General features: G+C 62.5%; 12 protein-coding genes, 1 pseudogene and 1 riboswitch. Of the genes and pseudogenes, 9 read left to right on the forward strand and 4 right to left on the reverse strand.

All coding sequences use genetic code 11. The features are described 5' to 3' along the window. Together FFS13_RS20270 and FFS13_RS14695 are read left to right on the forward strand one after the other, a co-directional pair. A partial coding sequence (locus FFS13_RS20270) for a VCBS domain-containing protein (RefSeq protein ID WP_137819831.1) occupies positions 1–2,163 on the forward strand: 2,163 nt, incomplete at its 5' end. A 130-nt stretch (positions 2,164–2,293) separates the two neighbouring features. Further along, entirely contained in the window at positions 2,294–2,632 is a 339-nt protein-coding gene (locus tag FFS13_RS14695) for a tryptophan synthase subunit beta (protein WP_137819832.1), read from the forward strand. Positions 2,633–2,708: 76 nt separating this feature from the next. Here FFS13_RS14695 and lapD read toward each other — a convergent pair whose 3' ends face one another. The 3 genes and pseudogenes from lapD to FFS13_RS14705 form a co-directional block, all read right to left on the reverse strand. Then, positions 2,709–4,655: a cyclic di-GMP receptor LapD gene (lapD, locus tag FFS13_RS14700; protein ID WP_137819833.1), complete on the reverse strand. Its 1,947-nt coding sequence runs from the start codon at positions 4,653–4,655 to the stop codon at positions 2,709–2,711. A gap of 14 nt (positions 4,656–4,669) precedes the next feature. Then, positions 4,670–4,965, reverse strand: a pseudogene (locus FFS13_RS20160) (hypothetical protein); the annotation flags it as partial. Between the two features lie 400 nt (positions 4,966–5,365). Beyond that, positions 5,366–7,153, reverse strand: coding sequence for an alkyl/aryl-sulfatase (locus FFS13_RS14705; RefSeq protein WP_137819834.1), 1,788 nt, complete (start codon positions 7,151–7,153; stop codon positions 5,366–5,368). A 99-nt stretch (positions 7,154–7,252) separates the two neighbouring features. Here FFS13_RS14705 and FFS13_RS14710 point away from each other — a divergent pair, with 99 nt between their 5' ends. Then, positions 7,253–8,164 (forward strand): LysR family transcriptional regulator, encoded by a 912-nt coding sequence (locus FFS13_RS14710; RefSeq protein WP_137819835.1) that lies wholly within the window; start codon positions 7,253–7,255, stop codon positions 8,162–8,164. Here the strand turns inward: FFS13_RS14710 and FFS13_RS14715 are convergent. Continuing rightward, the gene (locus FFS13_RS14715) at positions 8,161–8,673 is read right to left on the reverse strand and encodes a hypothetical protein (protein ID WP_137819836.1); all 513 of its coding nucleotides are present in this window, start codon (positions 8,671–8,673) and stop codon (positions 8,161–8,163) included. The two genes, FFS13_RS14710 and FFS13_RS14715, sit on opposite strands and share 4 nt — an antisense overlap. Positions 8,674–9,017: 344 nt before the next feature. On the opposite strand from FFS13_RS14715, the gene FFS13_RS14720 reads away from it, so the two are divergent. The 6 genes from FFS13_RS14720 to FFS13_RS14750 all read left to right on the forward strand — a co-directional run bounded on the left by FFS13_RS14720 (position 9,018) and on the right by FFS13_RS14750 (position 13,965). Beyond that, on the forward strand, positions 9,018–9,344 hold the full coding sequence (locus FFS13_RS14720) for a hypothetical protein (RefSeq protein WP_137819837.1): 327 nt from the start codon (positions 9,018–9,020) through the stop codon (positions 9,342–9,344). Between the two features lie 294 nt (positions 9,345–9,638). Then, a riboswitch (guanidine-I (ykkC/yxkD leader) is annotated at positions 9,639–9,751 on the forward strand. A 54-nt stretch (positions 9,752–9,805) separates the two neighbouring features. Continuing rightward, positions 9,806–10,888, forward strand: coding sequence for a putative urea ABC transporter substrate-binding protein (locus tag FFS13_RS14730; protein WP_371922965.1), 1,083 nt, complete (start codon positions 9,806–9,808; stop codon positions 10,886–10,888). 86 nt (positions 10,889–10,974) lie between these two features. Beyond that, entirely contained in the window at positions 10,975–11,790 is an 816-nt protein-coding gene (locus tag FFS13_RS14735; protein ID WP_137819838.1) for an ABC transporter permease, read from the forward strand. Beyond that, a complete protein-coding gene (locus FFS13_RS14740; RefSeq protein WP_137819839.1) occupies positions 11,787–12,587 on the forward strand; it encodes an ABC transporter ATP-binding protein in 801 nt (266 codons plus the stop codon). The genes FFS13_RS14735 and FFS13_RS14740 overlap by 4 nt, the downstream gene beginning before the upstream one ends. A gap of 2 nt (positions 12,588–12,589) precedes the next feature. Continuing rightward, positions 12,590–13,318, forward strand: a complete 729-nt coding sequence (locus FFS13_RS14745) for an urea amidolyase associated protein UAAP1 (RefSeq protein WP_137819840.1) — start codon at positions 12,590–12,592, stop codon at positions 13,316–13,318. Positions 13,319–13,329: 11 nt separating this feature from the next. Beyond that, positions 13,330–13,965: an urea amidolyase associated protein UAAP2 gene (locus tag FFS13_RS14750; RefSeq protein WP_137819841.1), complete on the forward strand. Its 636-nt coding sequence runs from the start codon at positions 13,330–13,332 to the stop codon at positions 13,963–13,965. Positions 13,966–14,011 lie beyond the last annotated feature (46 nt).

Here is a 14,011-nt window from a genome sequence, read left to right on the forward strand (position 1 = left end):
GTGCTGACCGCCGGCACTTGGACCTACAGCCTCAACAACGCCGCGGTGCAGTTCCTCGATGCCGGTCAGAGCACCACCGACTCGATCACCTACACCGCCACCGACGGCAGCACCCAGACCATCACCGTGACCATCAACGGCGCCGAAGACGCGCCGGTCAACAGCGTGCCGGGTGCGCAAAGCACCACGGAAGATGTGGCCCGCGTGTTCAGCGTGGCCAATGGCAACGCCCTTACGGTTGCAGACGTGGACGGCGGCACCCTGACCACCACGCTCAGCGTCACCAACGGCTGGCTCACAGCCCTGGCCTTTGCCGGCGCCACTATCAGCGGTAACGATACCGGTACAGTGACGATCAGCGGTACGGCTGCGGCCATCAATGGCGCACTAGATGGTCTGTCCTTCAAGCCGACTGGCGACTACAGCGGTTCTGCGCAACTCTCCGTCAGCACGAGCGACGGTACGGCAACCGATGCCGATACGGTGGCAATCAGCATTACACCTGTTGCCGATGCGCCGACGGTCTACGCTCATGTCGCCGCCAATGGCATGGTTGCGTCGACTACCAGCCTCTTAAGTGACGACTTCAACGATGGCAATCGCACCGGCTGGACGCACACGGCCCTCCGCGGAAATACCTTCGCGGAAGTACCCGGAGGCAATGGGAAGACGCAAACCGAGGCGCAGCTATTCAACAACGTTGCCTGGGCTGGTCAGACCGGTACAAATGCCACCGAAGTCGCAAACTTCGGCACCAAGTGGACCGTGCGAGCTGGTAGCGGGTTCGATGGCAGCGCCTCGGCGACCTACAACCAGGGTGGCGCCAGTGGCTCGGACGATGCGCAGGGGATGCTGCAGTACACCGGCGCTGGTCTGACGGCGGCTGAGAAGGCATTGACGAACTACGCCGTCACCGTCCAGATATATGCCGACGCGAGCTCCGCGCAGGCCAACGGTGTTGGCTTCGTGTTCGGGTATGTCGATGCGAACAACTATTTCCTCGCCCGCTGGGAGAATCCAAGTGCGGACTATGCTCCGGGAGGCGCCAACTTCAACGCCTATCCGGGTCAGTACCAGCAATTGTCCCTGGTCCAGATCGTGGGAGGCGTTCCCATCGACCTGGCAACGGCCGTCTTTGCCGGCGACGACTGGTTCAATCTGAGCGTCGCGGTCAGCAATACCGGCATCGCCGTGGCCGCCAATGATCTGAGCAGCGGCGTAACGACCAACCTGAATTACGTCTATGGCTCGGTCGCGGGAGGGGCGACGACGGCGCCGGCACTCAACAATGTCGGGTTCTATTCTTTCGATAACGATGCGGCAGTCAGATTCGACAACCTGACGGTCAATAGCGGAGAGTATCGCTATACCCTGAACACCGAGGCGTATCTCAATGATACCGATGGCAGCGAATCGCTCTCGTCCATCAGCCTGACGGGTATCCCGGCCGGCGTCACCTTGACCGATGCCACGACCGGCACGCTGTTGACCGTTACCGCTGGCGCAGCAACGGTCATCGCGGGACACCAGATCACCATGGCCTCGGCGACTGCGCTGACGGATGTTCAGATGAACGGCATCACGGCCAGCATTACGGCAACCGAGTCGGTGGGTGGAAGCACTGCGAGCGATTCAGACAATGTCAAGGTCGACCATGCTGCCGGTACGGCCAGCGATGACTGGCTGGCGGGCACGGCCGGCAATGACACCTTGGACGGTGGCGCTGGCAATGATGTGCTGATCGGTGGTGCCGGCATCGACACCCTCAGCGGTGGAGTGGGTAACGATCTGCTGATCGGCGGCCTGGGCAACGATCAGTTGACCGGCGGCAGCGGTGCCGACAGCTTCATCTGGCAGGCCGGCCATACGGGCAACGACACCCTCAAGGACCTCAATGTCAGCCAGGGCGACCGCATCGATATCAGCGATCTGCTGCAAGGCGAGAATGACAGCAACATCTTCAACTACCTGCGGGTCGACATCAGTACCTCGACCCTGGAGGTGAGCACGACTGGCAACTTTGCCGGCGGTGTCGATGCGAGCATCAAGCTGGAAAACGGCAGCGGCGCGGCGCTCGACCTGTCCAGCTACGGCTCGACCTCCTCGCAGATCGTCAGCTCGCTGATCGCCGGTGCCGATCCGACCGTCAAGGTCGACCACTAAGAGACTGCCCTAGAGTCCCGGTAACCCTGCAAAGGGTTGCCGGGACAGGCAAAGATATGGACCTGTCGCCCAGCCTGTGCCAACAACTGCGCAGCGGCTAGCAACCGGTGAGGCCCTGGAGGGGTTCGCTATGTTCTATGTACAACGCGATGCGCGAGACCGTCTGCTCCGCGTGGAAGCAGCCCCCTTTGCCGAGATGGGGGAAACCTTGCCCGCGGACGACCAGGAGGTGCAGGCCTGGTATGCCAATCAGGCGGTCGAGACCAGCCTGCTGCAGCTCAAGCAGAGCGACCTGGACATGATCCGGGTACTCGACGACCTCATCCAGGCGCTGATGACCAAGGGCGTCATCCGTATTACCGACCTACCTGCCCCCGCCCAAGCCAAGCTGCTCGACCGGAGCCAGGCCCGCGAAACCCTGGGCGGCCTGAACCGGTTGATCAACGACGATGAAGCCGGCGTGATCTAAGCCGGACCTTGCCCGGCGGCGGCTAAAACCACTGCCAGCACAGCGGGCTTTGAGCACTTGCCTGGCAGCCCACGGCTTAACGCCAGGGCGCAGGCTCGCCGAGCAGCCGGCCCTGAACGCCCTGAATCCCCATGTCCCGCAGTACCTGCAGCTCGCCTTCGGTTTCCACCCGCTCGGCAACCAGCGGCAGGTCGATGCTGTGGGCCGCGCGCTGGATCGCCTCGATAAACAGGCGTTTTTCGCTCTCCTGGTCGATCGCGCGGATGTAGCTGCCATCGATCTTCAGGTAGGCCAGCCCCAGTCGCGCCAGATTGCCGATCATGCTGAAGCGCCCACCGAAGTGTTGCAGGCTCAGTCCGAAACCAAGCTCGCGCAGACGGCGGATCAATTGCTCCAGCAGCGCCTGCTCAGGCAACTGGGCTTCGGCCACTTCGAGGATCAGCCGCGGGCCCAAATGGGCATGCTGGCGCAGCGTATCCAGCACTCGATTCAGCGCCTGCGCATCATTCAAGGTCGCGCCGGACAGGTTGAGCGCCAGCGTCTGGTCATGCCCAGCCAGCTGTTCGATGACCTGCTCGAGCATCAACAGATCGAGGCGTGCCAACCAGCCGAAGCGCTCCAGCCAAGGCAGAAAGCGCCCGGCCGGGATGGTTTCGCCCTGTTCGTCCGGCAGCCGTGACAGCACCTTGTAATGCAGCACCCGACGAGGTTCGCGACTGTCCACCACCGGCTGGAAGAACAGACGAAAGCGCCCCTGCTGCAGAGCCTGATCGAGCAAGTGGTGCCAGGCATGGCGTTCATCGCCAATGCTCGGCGCCGCACTTTGCTCCAGGCCTATCCAGGTTTTATCGGGTTGGCTTTCGGCCTGGGTTAGGGCCTCGTCCACCAAACTCAGCAAGGCTTGCGGTGAGTCGCCGGAGCTGAACGAGGCCAGGCCGATATGTGCGACCGGCAGGACATCCGTCGCCCCGGTAGCCAGCAGGCTGGACAGCCCAAGTTCCAGGCTCTGCGCCAGCTGTTCGGCCTCTTCGCGCACCAGGCCCGGCGCCAGTATGGCGAACTCACCACCCCGGTTGCGACTGATCAGGTTGCCGATTTCGGGATACTTGGCGCACTGGCGCAGCAATTGCTCGGCTACCGCCTGCAGCAGGCGATCGGCACGCTGCCCACCCAAGCGCTGGTTCAGCCCAGCCAGATCATTGACCCGCAGCAATAACAGATAGCCACTGCTGGCCTGCTCCTCGCTACTCACCCGCGCCTGTAGCTGCATCTCGAAGTAGCGTCGATTGGCCAGCCCGGTCAGGCTGTCCTGATAAGCCTCGGCGCGCAGTTTTTCGCTGCGCTCGGCCTGCTCCTGAAACAGCGCCTTGAGCTTCTCCACCATCTGATTCATCGCCTGTACCAGCCGGCGCAATTCCGGCGTGCGTGGCAGCTCGAGCAGGCTGAGGAACTCACGGCGGGCAATGGCGTGGGACTGTTCGACCATGTAGTCCAGTGGTTTCAACTGCCGGCGCAGCAACAGCGCACCCAGAGCGGCGCTGAGCAGCCCACAGAGCAGCAGCCAGCCGAGGCTACCCAAAGCGCTTTGCCAGAGTTTGGCGAGGGCGAACATCGGGTGACTGACCACCTCAACCCGCGCCGCCTGCTGCCAACCACGGCTAACGATGGCATCGCCGCCAGCCGGCTGCAGACCGATCAAACTCACGAACCAGCTCGGCACCTGGGTTTCGTCAGCAATCCCGCTGAGCTCGACCATCACCTTGCCCGTGGCCAGATCTATCACGCGGATGCTGGCGAAATAGCCGCTGTCGAAAATCGAGCTGACCATCAGCTCGACCATCGCCGGATCGTCGATCTGCGGAGTCAGCGACAGGCCCAACGCCGTGGCCGCATCCTGCGCGTGGGAGCGCAACTGGTTGACGTACTGCGCCCGCGAGCTTTCCAGGCTGACCATAAAACTGCCGCTAAAGGCGATCACGAGAAACAGGCAAATCGCGATCAATAACTGCTTAAACAGGGACATCTCAGCTCCTACCCTTAGTCGACCGGCTCAGCGGGAAAGCCTTCCGTGCGCATCTTCTTCAACGGGTCTTGCCCGCCCGATCAGCGCTTGCGTCGCCGACCCGCTTGTTGCCACCCATTCCCGGCAGCCATAGGCCTTCACCGCTGAAGGCCTAGACCGGCAGTAGGTCGTTGCGCTTGTTCGTCGGCAGGATATCGATGGTCAGATTGTCCAGCACCGGCGGCAGGGCCTCGGGGCTGGAGTAATAGCGCTGCACCCTATGCGCCTGGTTCAAGCGCAAGGCTTTGACATAAGTAATCGGCCGTTTTTCTGGCGCGCTGACCTGCGCATGACTGACAGCAGGCGCTGCCCAGCATCGATACGCTCGCGCCCCTCTACCGGCGGCCCCTAGAGCCCTTCCGCCCGCCGACTGCTCAGGGAAAACCCAGCCGGCCTGCAAGCCGCTCCGCAACACGCACGCCAGCAGACTCGAGCTGGCAATCGTCAACCAGAGCCTGCGGCAACTGCGGGGTACTGCGGGGTACTGCGAAACGTACCGCCACTGCGGGTAGTCCATGGGGGCAAATTGAACGCCTGCGGATGGTGCGTGTTGCACCGAAAAAAGACAATGGCACGGTGCGATCAACCGCACCGCGACTGAGGCGGCAGGGGCCTGGACAGCCCCACAGCCCCTGGCCTGACGGCATAGGTTTTTCCCGAGATTTCTTGGCTCAGCGCAGGGTCAGCGCGATGGGCGCATCGGCGAAGTCGAAGCAGCCGAGGAAGGTCTTGATCTCCAGCAGGCTGCCATCGACCTGCACATCCCCCAACACCGCGCCCTTGAGCAGGCTGTTCTCACCGCTGATCACGGTGTCCAGGTAGGTCTTGTCGAGGGTCAGCTTGAGCCTGGTGCCGGGCGCAATGCCCTGGTGCAGTTGCACCACCCCACGGCGAACTTCCAGGGCCCACTCTTCCTGGATATCCGGGAAGCTGAAGCCCAGGGTCAGGTTCACCTCGTTGGCCTTGTCCGGATCGACGCGGGTGATCCAGTTCTGCAGGAAGATTTTCACCGGCAGGTTCTTCAGCATATCCGGCGAGAGGAAGGTGCCACGCAGGCTCTGGGCCAGCGCCAGCGACTGCTCTTCGCCCAGGCTGCCCTCCAGCTCCATGGCGCTCGTCAGGTACCAGTTGCGCCAGTTGATGTTCATCTGTGCATAGCCGAGCTTGCGGAAACTGCGCGCCTTGATATCGCGTGCCAGCTTGTCCTCCGGGTCGACGTGGATCGCATAGCTGGCCAACTCGGCCGCCCATTGGTAGTCGCCCTTCAGATAAGCCTCGCCGGCCGCCAGCAGCAGCTTGTCGCGGCCGCCCAGCATGCCGAGCAGACGCTCGGCTTTGTCTTTCGGCGGGATCGGGTCGAGAGCCACCGGGTCACCCTGGAACCAGCCGAGGTAGCCCTGGTAGATCTGCCGCACACTGTGTTTGACCGTACCGTAGTATTCGCGCAGGTAAGGCGTATAACCGGCCAGGTGCGGCGGCAGTTTGACCTTCTCGGCCAGCTCGTCCGGGGTCAGGCCCTTGTTCATCCAGCGCACGGTCTGGTCATGGATATAGGCGATGCCGTCGCGGGTCATGCGCAGCACTTCCTCGACCTTGTCCTGGCCGGTTACCGGCCGGCCGTGCAGCGGCACCATATGCTCGGCCTTGAAACTGCGCAGCAGATCGAGGCTGTTGACCCACAGCACCGGATCGCGGAACTTGGTGCCCCGCAGGGTGTGGATATTTGGCAGGGTGGGGCCCTGGTCAACTTCCGCACTGATCAGCACGCGGTTGTCCGGCAGGTACATGACGATTTCATCCGGCGCCTCGCTCGGCGCCCAGCGGAACTGTACCTTGAGGCCGGCAATGCTGGTGTCCAGCTGGTCCTTGAAGGTGATGGTCGGGGCGATGAAGGTGCTGGGGCCGCCGACGGCTATCGGGCCGATGCCACCGTTCATGTCCTTGCGGTCGGCGGCATTCAGCGCCGCGCCGAAGCTGTAGGCCGAGCGCATGGCCAGGATCGGTCCGACCAGCGCGCCCTGAGTTACCACGTTTTCCAGCAGGGTGTCGTGGGCGTAGATCTGCACCTCGCCGCTTTTCACCTGTTCTTCGCTGACGAAGGCTTTGACGCCGTTGATATGGTCCGGGTGGAAGTGGGTGTAGACGATGGCCTTGATCGGCTTGTCGCTGATTTTGCGGAACTCGGCGAAGACCTTGCGCGACTCCTCCACCGACTCGCCGGTGTCGACGATGATCAGGCCTTCCGGTGCCACGATCATCACGCTGTTGGCGATACTCCAGCCCACCGCCGAGTAGACGTTGTCGGCGACTTGGTAGATCTGCTTGTTGAACACCTTGGTGTGCTCGGCCAGCTCGGCATTGATCGAGGGTTCGATGCGCTCTTCTGGCAGATCGGCCAGGGCAGTCAAAGGTAAAGCCGCAGCCAGCAACAGGCTGCTGAAACGAGTTAGGGAGCTCATGGGCGGTTTCGTCGGCTGTTGTTATAGACGCCAGCAGACTGGCAAAGGCAGACTGATAATTCCAATGAGAAATTATCTAACTCTTAATGCGAGTTATGCATGAATGACCTGCGCCAGCTTCGTCACTTCGTCGCCCTTGCCGAGCACGGCCATTTCGCCCGCGCCGCCGAATCGGTCAACCTCAGCCAGCCGGCGCTGTCGCGCAGCATTCAGGCACTGGAGGCCAGCCTCGGTTGCCGCCTGCTCGATCGCGGGCCGCGTAACGCCGTACTGACGGCCTACGGCCAACTGGTCCTGGAGCATGCCCGGCGCCTGCTGGCGGCTAATCGCTCCCTGCACAATGCCGTCAGCCAGTTGGGTAATCTGGAAGCGGGCGAGCTGCGCCTGGGTGCCGGTCCCTACCCCGCCGCGCGCCTGGTGCCGCGCGCACTCGGGCAACTTGCCCGGCGGTATCCCAAGGTTCGCGTGCAATTGATCATCGAGGATTGGCGCAGCCTGCGAGAGCGGCTGCTGAATGAAACCATCGAGTTGTTCGTGGCCGATACCCGCGAGCTGCACGACGACCCGCAATTAACTATCGAGCTCTTGCGGACACATCCCGGTGTGCTGTTCTGCCGCCCAGGCCATCCACTGCTGAAACAGCCCAAGGTGAGCATTCGCACGCTGGCCGATTACCCGCTGGCCGGCACCCAATTGCCCGAGCAAGTCGCCAGCGCACTGCGTCAGCTCAGCGGCCGCGAGCAACTGCTGGGGATTCAATGCGACAACTTTATGGTGCTCAAGGCCCTGGTCGCGGAAAGCGACGTGTTGAGCATGGCGCCCTGGGACGTGATCGCCGAAGACGTCGAGGCCGGTCGCCTGGACGTACTGCCAATGGCGCCCGGCGAGCTGCCCCCGCGTTCCGCTTACGGCCTGGTCTGCCGCGCCGGACACAGCCTGTCGCCAGCGGCGCAGGCCATGCTCGAACAACTCAGGAAAGAGGATGCGGCGTTTCCCGCACTCGTCGGCTAATTCAACTGCCGACGGTCATGATCGCGGTCTCGGTGGTGATCGCGGTTTCGATCCTGGTCGTGGTCGCGCTCACGTTCACGTTCACGCCGCGGCGAGTCGACCCGATGGGTAGGCCGATAATCATGCCTCTGGCCCTGCATCTGCGGCGCCTGATAGCCGCCACGATCCCCCTGCTCCCAGCCGCGCCTGCTTGGGTGCCTGGTTGGACTGTAGTAACGCGGTGCTGGTGGCTGATAACGCGGCGGCGCGACATACCGCTGTTGCTGATATTGGTGATGGTCGTAGCGGCGCCCGTCATAACGCCGAGTGTCATAGCGTCGAGTGTCGTAATCGTAATAACGCGGGCTGCGGTAACCGTCATGACGCTGCACGTTGTAGCCACCACCATAGTTGTGGCCACCGTCGGAATAACGGGGATAACTGCGATCATCGTCATAGTCATAGTCATAAACCGCGCAACCACTCAGAAACAGACTTAGAACCGCCAGCAACATAGATCGGCAGAACATGTTGGCGGCCTCCTTCGACCGCTAAGGGGCGGCACCAGCGAATACCGGTACCTACAATCGCTCCCACTGGGTTTGACAGCGTCGGCCCAAGCAGAGTGCTGAGCGTGGTTCGGCCATATTCCGTTGCCAGTTGTTTCAAGCTCCGGCAAGCCACACCGCAGGCTTGGCGCAAGGCCCGACGCTGCGCGGTCTGCCGCATTGCCCGCCGGGGCAGGCGAAGAAAGGTCGCTGCTAAGTCAGCACTTTCGCCATGGGGCAGTGGTCCAACCTAGTGAGAACACCGCGAAGGCCGGTACCCCGCTGGTCTTCTTACTTTCGCGCTTTCGCGGTCCCAGGAGGCCGCCATGTTCTATCGGTCTTTGCTTATTGCCGTGCTGGGTTTGAGTCTGAGCTCTGGCGGAACCTTCGCCCATGACAGCCGTTACCATGGCTACCCGCGTCACTACAGCGGTGGGGTCTATCCCGAACACCGACTTCGCTATGAGCTCCGCCTCTACTACAACCCCTACCGCTATCGCCCTCCGGATTACCATCAAGACTTTCGTCACTATGGGCGCCACGGCCATCGCTATGATTGGCGTTATGACCGGCGCGATGATCGTCATCACGACTTTCGTCATGATCTGCGGCGTGGCATGGATCGGCAGTGGCGTGGCGATTATCGCTACTAAAACAAATCGCGTAGCCACGACGACGAGGGCGAGCGCAAGCGTTGTCGCGACTATGCGTGAGGCCGCCCGAGGCTAGCGGAGGGGATCAATTGCACGTGAACCGTGAGATACCGCGGGGTAAACCGCACCAAAATGAATCCAAACGCTTCATTTTCGGGCATAAGCCACCGCGAAAAAACCCAGCATCCGCCGACAGCCCTGACCTGGCGGGCCTCTCACGACTTGGCACGGCTCTCGCTTAGGAGTGGGTGTGCAGGAGCCACCTGAACCCTTGGGTTCGCGGCACTACAATTTGCAATGGATGACTAGGGTTCCGGCTCGCCGACATGTGAATGCAGGCGAGTGGCTGGTCCGAGAGTTATCGACCTCCAGTTGAGGTTACACGGCGGGACAAAAGCCCGGGAGACGAACGCCATGCCGCGTTGCGCCTGCCCGCCTTTTTCTCGAACTGGAGGTTCCTCATGCGTAAGCCCCGTCTGTTCGCCCGCCGTTTGTTATCAATAGCCGCCGCTGGCCTCGCTGCCGCCATCAGCCTCACGTCCCAGGCTAAGCCAAAAGATGAATTCAGCGTCTGCTGGACCCTCTACGCCGGCTGGATGCCCTGGGAATATGCCGCCGCCGAAGGCATCGTCGATAAATGGGCGAAGAAGTACGCCATCTCCATCGACGTGGTGCAGCTCAACGACTACGTCGAATCGATCAACCAATACACCGCCGGCCAGTTCGACGGCTGCACCATGACCAATATGGATGCGCTGACCATCCCGGCTGCGGGTGGCGTGGATTCCACGGCGTTGATCGTCAGCGACTTCTCTAACGGCAACGACGGCATCGTGATCAAGGGCGAAGGCAAGACTCTGGCCGACCTCAAGGGGCAGCCGGTCAATCTGGTCGAGCTGTCGGTTTCCCACTACTTGCTGGCGCGTGGTCTGGAAAGGGCCGAGCTGAGCGAGAAAGACCTGCAAGTGGTGAACACCTCCGACGCCGACATCGCCGCCGCCTTCAATACCGCCGAAGTGAACGCCGTCGCCACCTGGAACCCGATGCTGGCCGAGATCAATGCCAAGCCGGGCGTGAGCGAAGTGTTCAACTCCAGCCAGATTCCGGGCGAGATCATGGACATGATGGTGGTCAACAGCCAGACCCTGAAAGACAACCCCGCCCTGGGCAAAGCGCTGACCGGAGCCTGGTTCGAAATCATGCAGTTGATGAGCAGCAACAGTCCGGCCGCCACCGCGGCACTTGAGCACATGGCCAAGGCTTCGGGCACCGACCTGGCAGGTTTCAAAGCCCAACTGGCGACCACCAAGCTGTTCTACAACGCCCAGGATGCTCTGGCCTTCGCCACCAGCCCGAAACTGCCGGCGACCATGGACAAGGTCGCGACGTTTTCCTTCAACCACGGCCTGCTCGGCGAAGGCGCGAAAAACGCGGGCGCAGTCGGCATGAGCTTCTCCAGGAACGTCGTCACCGGTGACAAGGGCAACGTCAAGCTGCGCTTCGATCCGAGCTACGTGCAACTGGCTGCCGAAGGCAAGTTGTAAGGCTTGTTTATTGAGTCCTCGCCTTCGCGAGGATGACGAAGATCCGTCATTCCCGCGCAGGCGGGAACCCAAAGAAAGAGATCACCATGCGCCTGATCAATCGCCACCCGGACCGGGCAGGAAGACTGCTGCTAATACTGCTGCCGTTCGCCCTGCTGCTGTTCGCCTACTTCATGGGCTCTGCCGCACGGCTGACGGAAAACCCCAACGACAAACTACTGCCCAGCGCGGTGCAGATGACGGATGCGGTCAAGCGCCTGGCCTTTAGCGAGGACAAACGCAGCGGCGACTACCTGATGTGGCAGGACACCCGCTCCAGCCTGCAACGCCTGGCCATCGGCCTCGGCGTCTCGGCGCTGCTCGGTCTGTGCCTGGGTATCGCCGCCGGCACCCTGCCGCTGTTCAGTGCACCGCTGTCGCCGTTGCTGAGCGTGCTATCGATGGTGCCGCCACTGGCGATCCTGCCGATCCTGTTTATCGTCTTTGGCCTCGGCGAATTGTCCAAGGTGGTGCTGATCGTCATCGGCATCACCCCAGTGCTGGCTCGCGACCTGGAGCAGCGTGCCCGCGAGATTCCACAGGAGTTGCTGATCAAGGCGCAGACCCTCGGCGCCTCGACCTGGACGCTGATCCTGCGGGTGGTCCTGCCGCAACTGATGCCACGCCTGCTGATTTCCCTGCGCCTGGTACTCGGCTCGGCCTGGCTGTTTCTGATCGCGGCCGAGGCCATTGCCTCCACCGATGGCCTCGGTTACCGGGTCTTCCTGGTTCGGCGCTACCTGGCGATGGACGTGATCCTGCCGTACGTGGCCTGGATCACCCTGCTCGCCTGGATGATGGACCTGGGCCTGAAGCAGCTCACCCGCCTGGCCTTCCCCTGGTACGAAGGAGCCAAGGCATGAGCTTTATTCAGGTCAACAATGTGTGGCAGCAGTACGACGATCAGGTAGTGCTGGAACGCCTCAATCTGAGCATCGCCGCAGGCGAGTTCTGCACCCTGGTCGGCGCCTCCGGCTGTGGCAAGTCGACCTTCCTGCGTCTGCTGCTGGGCCAGGAAACGCCGAGCCGCGGGGAGATTCTGCTGAACGGCCAGAAGCTGGTCGGCGAACCGGACGCCAGCCGTGGCGTGGTGTTTCAGCGCTACTCGGTGTTCCCTCACCTGTCGGTGCTGGACAACGTCGCCCTCGGCCTGGAGTTGCCGCGTTCGCCGCTGCTCGGCCGGCTGTTCGGCAGCGCCAAGGGCGAGGTCCGCGAACAGGCGGCCGCGCTGTTGCACAAAGTCGGCCTCGGCCACGCCCTGGACAAGTACCCGAGCCAGCTCTCCGGCGGCATGCAACAACGCCTGGCAATTGCCCAGGCGCTGATCATGCAGCCGCGCGTGTTGCTCCTCGATGAACCCTTCGGCGCCCTCGACCCGGGCATCCGCAAGGACATGCACGGGCTGCTGCTGGAGCTGTGGAAGGAAACCCAGCTGACCGTGTTCATGGTCACCCATGACCTGGCCGAAGGCTTCAGCCTCGGCACACGCATCCTGGTGTTCGACAAGGTTCGCCACGACCCCCAGGCGCCGAACGCCTACGGCGCGCGCATCACCTACGACATCCCCCTGAATACCGACCGCCGCGCCGTGCGCGCCGCCGTCGAAGCCTTGCCGGCGACTGCCACCGGCAACCTGCAACCTGTCTATCAAGGAGCTTGATGATGAGTGCTGCCCTCACGCTGCGATCCAGCCTTTACGAAGAAACCCTTCCGGGCGGCGGGCATACCTCGTTCGTCCTCAAGCGCGGCCAACTGCTGCGCCTCACCGACCTCGAAGGCGGCGCCAACGTCAGCCTGATGTTGCTCAACGCGGTGGAGAAAAGCGAACGGCTGAACCTGCCGGACAGTCTCAAGTGCCAGCACACCGCCAAGCTCAGCGCCGGCCATTGCCTGTACTCGGACATGGGCCGCGTACTGGCCGCCATCACCGCCGACACCTGCGGCTGGCACGACAGCTTCGGCGGCGTATTGAACGCCGCGGAGGTAGAGGAAAAGTACGGCCCCGGTCGTTATCAGGAGCTGCGCAACGGCTACTTCCGCAACGGCGTGGACAACCTGTTGGTGGAAATGGGCAAGTGGAACCTGAACCTGCAAGACCTGCTGATGTGCCTCAACCTGTTCAGCAAGGTCACGGTCGATGCCGACGGCTGCTTCCACTTCGAAGCCAACCACACCAAGGCCGGCGACTACCTCGAGCTGTATGCGCCGATGGACACCCTGGTGGTGCTCACCGCGCTGCAACACCCGATGGACCCGAACCCGCAGTACGCCCCTAAACCGGTGCAACTGAACTGGAGCAAAGTCGCCGACGACGGCATCAGCGTGCTCTGCCGCACCTCGCGCCCGGAAAACGGTCGCGGCTTCCACAACACCGAACGTCAGTACATCTGAGGGCTGCCGACATGACTCTTATCCACAGTGAAAAGCATCCGGAAGCCGCCGTGTACCGCGCCACCATCCCGGCCGGCGAACCCTTCATGACCGAGGTCAAGGCTGGCCAGACCCTGCGCCTGCTCGACCTGGAAGGTAACCAGGCGGTCGACACGCTGTTCTACAGCGCCGACAACCCGCGCGAGCGTTATGACGTGCAACGCACCCTGCGCAGGCAGAACCGCGTCTACCTCAGCACCGGCAGCGTGCTGTATTCCAACCTCGGCAACCCGATGCTGACCATCAGCGCCGACACCTGCGGCAGCCACGACACCCTCGGCGGCGCCTGCGCGCAGGAGAGCAACACGGTCAGGTATGCCCTGGACAAACGCTACATGCACAGCTGCCGCGACAACTTTCTGCGCGCTAGCCTGCACGACGGCCGCCTGAACAAGGCCGACATCAGCGCCAACATCAACTTCTTCATGAACGTGCCGGTCACGCCAGAAGGCGGCCTGACCTTCGAGGACGGCATCTCCGCCGCCGGCAAGTACGTCGAACTGGTGGCGCATATGGATGTGCTGGTGCTGATCTCCAACTGCCCGCAATTGAACAATCCCTGCAACGGCTACAACCCGACACCGGCGCAGGTGCTGTTATGGGACTGATCGCCCAACGCCTGCGGCGCTGGCTGTTCCGGCTATGCCAGAGCCG

The organism is Pseudomonas sp. 2FG (assembly GCF_005502935.1).
Classification (GTDB): domain Bacteria; phylum Pseudomonadota; class Gammaproteobacteria; order Pseudomonadales; family Pseudomonadaceae; genus Aquipseudomonas.